Source organism: Brevibacterium picturae (assembly GCF_030453725.1).
Taxonomy (GTDB): domain Bacteria; phylum Actinomycetota; class Actinomycetes; order Actinomycetales; family Brevibacteriaceae; genus Brevibacterium; species Brevibacterium sandarakinum_A.
The window spans coordinates 1-2955 of record NZ_JAKDJU010000265.1 but is presented as its reverse complement, the minus strand read 5'-3'; the positions used below and the strand labels follow the sequence as shown (position 1 = coordinate 2955).

3 protein-coding genes are annotated in these 2955 nt (G+C 64.9%); all 3 read left to right on the top strand.

What is annotated here, in order from left to right; genetic code table 11:
• The coding region (locus L0G76_RS15290) for a glycosyltransferase family 2 protein (RefSeq protein WP_304357996.1) at window positions 1-984 on the top strand (984 nt) is incomplete at its 5' end.
• The gene (locus L0G76_RS15285; RefSeq protein WP_304357995.1) at window positions 981-1907 is read left to right on the top strand and encodes a hypothetical protein; all 927 of its coding nucleotides are present in this window, start codon (window positions 981-983) and stop codon (window positions 1905-1907) included. The genes L0G76_RS15290 and L0G76_RS15285, both read left to right, overlap by 4 nt.
• 84 nt (window positions 1908-1991) lie before the next feature.
• Complete coding sequence (locus L0G76_RS15280) at window positions 1992-2453, top strand: DUF3151 domain-containing protein (RefSeq protein ID WP_301476069.1); 462 nt, start codon at window positions 1992-1994, stop codon at window positions 2451-2453.
• Window positions 2454-2955: the final 502 nt, after the last annotated feature.

The window sequence follows — 2955 nt, the reverse complement described above, 5'->3', positions numbered from 1 at the left end:
GAGCACATCGCCAAAGCGATCACGACGATCCTGGCCCAGGACTACGACGGGGACAAAGAAGTCGTCCTCGCGCTCGGTCCATCGACCGACGACACGAACCGGATCATCGCCGACATGGCGGCTGAGGACCCTCGGATCCAGACCGTCGACAACCCCGAGGCGGCGACGCCCATCGGCCTCAACCTCGCGATCGCCGCGACCCATCACCCCGTGATCATCCGCGTCGACGCACACTCCGGGCTGTGCACCGACTACACGCAGCAGGCCATCGACACCCTGCGCCAGACCCAGGCCGCTAACTGCGGTGGGCTCATGCTCGCCCGCGGTCGCACCTCCTTCCAGAAGGCTGTCGCCCGGGCTTATATGTCACCGGTCGGTTTGGGTGGTCCCGCCTACCATTCCGGCGACGAAGCGGGCGAGGCCGAGTCGGCCTACCTCGGCGTGTATCGACGTGAGGTCTTCGACCACCTCGGCGATTTCGATGAAGGCATCAAACGCGGTCAGGACTGGGAACTCAACCTGCGCATCCGCACGGCCGGGGGACGTATCTGGTTCAACCCGGGCATGGAGGTCACCTACTGGCCCCGCGATTCCTGGTCGAAGATCGCCCAGCAGTTCTGGGCCACCGGAATCTGGCGGGCCGAGCTCATCCGTCGCTACGGATCGGCCAACTCGCTGCGTTACTTCGCACCACCGCTGCTGGTCCTCGGCATGGGCGCCAGCGTCATCGAAGCCCTCCTGCAGATTACGGGGCGGACGAAGACCTGGCCCAAGTTCCTGCGTCGTTTCACTTCCCTGGTCCACGTGCCCAGCCTGGGCTACGTGTCGGGAATTCTCGCGACCGCCTCGGCGGCACAGGACTGCGGACGACGCGAACGCGCCTGGTTCGGACTCATCCTGCCCACCATGCACCTGTGCTGGGGTGCCGGCTTCCTGCGGGGGCTGGTCACCGGTGCCGGGTCGACGAAGGACGGCAGTCGTTGAGCAAGAAGAATCGCCGATACGGGCGCAGCGAACGCGAGCAGAACCAGCGTGCGCAGGCCAACGGCTCTCAGACACCCGACGCGCCGCTCGACCATGACCGCGCTCCCGTTCCCGACCGTCCGGCGCCGAAGAAATTCAATGCACCTCTCTGGGCTGGGCTCATCGTCGTCATCGCCGTCGTTGCCGTCCTTGGGTTCAACATGTTCAGCAGCAAGGACCACCTGACAGTCGACTCGCTCAATCAACCCGCGGTTGCCGCCCTCGACGGTGGATCCGATGTCTATCCCGCGAACTCCAAGCGCGCATTCACCGAGAACACGAAGTTCGGCTACCTGCCGGCTCCGACTCTGACGACACTCGGCGATGGCACCGTCGTCGCCGCTGACCCGGAGGCCGCGCCCAAGGACATGGGACTCAAGGACGACCTGTCCACGCTGGATCGGGATTCGTTCCTCGCCCAGACCATCAAACCCCCGCGTAAGGGAACTGCATCCGGTGAACCCATGACCTGGGATCAGATGATCGATGAGATCGCCGGAGCCACCGTCCTCATGCCCCTCGTCGAATCGCCCGAAGTGGCAGGTCCGGTGCTGGAGAAGGTCGCCGAGGCGGACATCGCCGAATCGACAATCGTGCGGACCTCGAGCGCCGCGGTCGCGAAGGCGGCATCTGACGCGGGTGTGGCCGCGATGTTCACCGGAGATGTGACTGCTTCGGGTGCCGAGTCGTTCTCCTCATCGGGATACACGATGATTGCCGTCGACGCAGCAGACGCAGCGGAGTGGACCGGCACAGACCTCAAGGTCTGGGCGACCGGAGTCAAGGACGAAAAGCAGCTCAAGGAACTCGCCGAGGCGGGAGTCTTCGGAGCTCTCAGCACGAATCCGTACACCATCCAGCCTTCGGATGTGAAGACCGACTGAGTCTGACAGGATGGCCGGGGGAGCACCTCGGCGGCTGTTATGCACTGTCCGCCCGACCAGCACAACCCACGATCAGGAGATGACATGACACAGCCCATCGGCAACCCATCGCACATCGGCAACCTCGATGCCTCGCAGCTCGGCCCCCAGCCGACCTACCTGCCCGACGACCACGCAGACGTCGAAGCGAAGAAGCGCCTCGACGCCGGCGAGGAGCCCATTGATATCGTCGCCGGACTGCCGGCCTCCTCCCTGGCCTGGGCGATCCTCGCCGATGAGGCCCATGGCGAGGGCCGCCTCGTCGACTCCTACGCCTATGCCCGTGTGGGCTACCACCGCGGACTCGACTCCTTGCGTGCCGCCGGATGGCGCGGATCAGGACCGATCCCGTGGAAGCACGAGATCAACCGCGGATTCCTCCGCGCCCTCAACGCCCTCGGCCGTGCCGCCGGTGCGATCGGCGAAGGCGAAGAGGCCGCTCGGATCGAGGAGTTCCTGCGCTCGTCGGATCCGGCCGCGATCGATGCGATGGCTGCGGGGGAGTAGAGGGCAATAGCCTCAGTGACCGAAACTGATTCCGGGAGTACGGGCGGTGCTTGATTGCTCAGCGAGTGGCGAGTTTCCGCCCGTGCTCCAGCTGAGAGACTCGGCCTCTGGAAACGTCCAGCGCGGCGGCGACTTCGGAGATTCTGTCGTGCTCCGACTCATTCCAGTGCAGCGAAGTTGGAGTGTTCTGGAACAGCTGGACATGCCATGCGCCGTTGCTGCGTCGAGGACGCGAACATCTCCGGTGCCGCGCACGCTGACAAGGCGTGGGCGTCTCGCTCGTTCCGCGCCATCAGCAACCGCAGATAGAGTGCACGTCCGTCTTCGGCTGACTTCTGGGACCTTCCGTCGGCTCATCGCACAGAGTGTTTGACGGCAATTTTAACTGACACTTCACCCCAGCACTTCAACCCAGTTCGGAGTATGAGCACGCTCGGACACCACAACTGGCCGATCCGCCGCCTCGCCCCTGCCTCGACGGTCGCCGGCGCCGGCGTGCTGA

What these genes read in the sequence shown, in the direction of transcription:
- L0G76_RS15280 (WP_301476069.1), top strand. Translation starts at nt 1,992, where the DNA reads ATGACACAGCCCATCGGCAACCCATCGCACATCGGCAACCTCGATGCC.